Consider the following 1,527-nt stretch of genomic DNA (forward strand, 5'->3'; position numbering starts at 1 on the left):
GCGGCGAGGGCCAGCGCGGCGCCGACGCCGCGCAGCGCGGCCCGCTCCAGCCACGGCGGCGGTGAGGCCGGCTTCGTCCCTGAGGGGCGGCCCGGCCGGGTGGCGCCCGGTGCGGGTGTGGTCGTCGGATCCGTGGTGCTCATCGGGCCCTTCCTCCGATCCGGCGGCGCAGCAGCGGGGCGAGCGCCAGGTCCAGCGTCTCGCCCGGGACGTAGCGGGCCACCGGGATGCCGCGGCCGCGCAGGGCCGAGCGCATCGCCTCGCGTTCGGCGTGCCACAGCCGGCGGGCGATGGCGTCGACCTCGTCGCCCGGTTCCACCGGCGGTTCGCCGGCCGGGACCTCCACCACGACGAGCGGGTTCCCGCGGTCGCGGACCTGGCCGAGCGCGTCCAGGATCCGCTGGTCGGCGAGCGAGGTGAAGGCGTACACCAGGGCGTGCCCGGGCAGCGCGGCGAGCGGCAGGCGGGGGAGTCCGGGGCCGCGGTGGCGGCGGTCCTGACGGACCTCCAGCACGCTCTCCACCATGCGGTAGAGCTGCCGGTCGCCGCTGCCCGCGGTGAGCCAGCGCAGCTGCCCGCCGATCGCGATCAGCCCGACCCGGTCGTGGCGGCGCAGGTAGGCACGGGTCAGCCCGGTGGCCGCGCGCAGCGTCTCGTCCAGGCTGGAGAGGCCGGTGGCGGCGTCGTGGAAGTCGGCGAGGGCGTCCAGCAGGACGACCGCGTCGGCGGTCCGCTCGGCGGCGAACTGGTTGATCTGGACGGCGTCCCGGCGGGTGGTCGACGGCCAGTGGATCCGCCGCTGCCGCTCGCCCGGCACGTGCGGGCGCACGCCGACCACCTCGACGCCGGTGCCCTCGTGGGCGGTGGTGTGCTCGCCGAGGCGCTCCGGCAGCCGGACCGGGATCGGGGTGAGCCGGGCGCCGCCCGGCACCGGGAAGACGTCGACCTCGCCGAGCTCGGTGCGCACCGTGCGGCGGGTCAGGCCGCCGGCGTCGTGGACCTCCAGGTCGACGGCGCCCAGGGTCCAGCGGCCCCAGCGCTCGGCGCGCAGCGAGAGGTCCACCCCGGTGGCGTGGACGGTCAGGGCGGTGAGGGCGACGCCGGGGCCGAGCGCGATGGTCGGGTCGAGCGCGCCGATCCGCCCGTCGTGCCGCACGGTGATCCGGACGACGACCGGCTCGTCCTCGAAGCAGCGGCGCGGTTCGGCGGTGTGCTCGGTGGCCAGCCGGGTCGGCCGGCTCGGCCCGGGGGCCGCCAGCGCGAGCAGCACGGCGGGGCCGGCCGCCAGTGCCAGCAGCCAGGCGTGGCCGGTGGCCAGGGCGGCGACGGCCGCCACGGCGGCCACGGCGATCAGCCGCCGGGTACGTTCGGTGGCCCGCCAGTGCGGGGACGGCGGGCTGCTCGGCAGGCCGGCCTCGGTGGCCCGGACGCTGCGGGCCACGATGCGCGCCACCACCGGGTCGGCGGGGGCGGCGGGGGAGCTCCGGCGGGCGGCGGGGCGGGCCTCGGCGCTGCCGGGCTCGCCCG

General features: G+C 79.2%; 1 protein-coding gene. It reads right to left on the reverse strand.

Going from position 1 to position 1,527, the window contains the following annotated elements; translation table 11 throughout:
* Positions 1 to 139: 139 nt before the first annotated feature.
* A partial coding sequence (locus tag ACWEQL_RS42395; protein WP_452156963.1) for a DUF58 domain-containing protein occupies positions 140 to 1,527 on the reverse strand: 1,388 nt, incomplete at its 5' end.

Source organism: Kitasatospora sp. NPDC004240 (assembly GCF_053603215.1).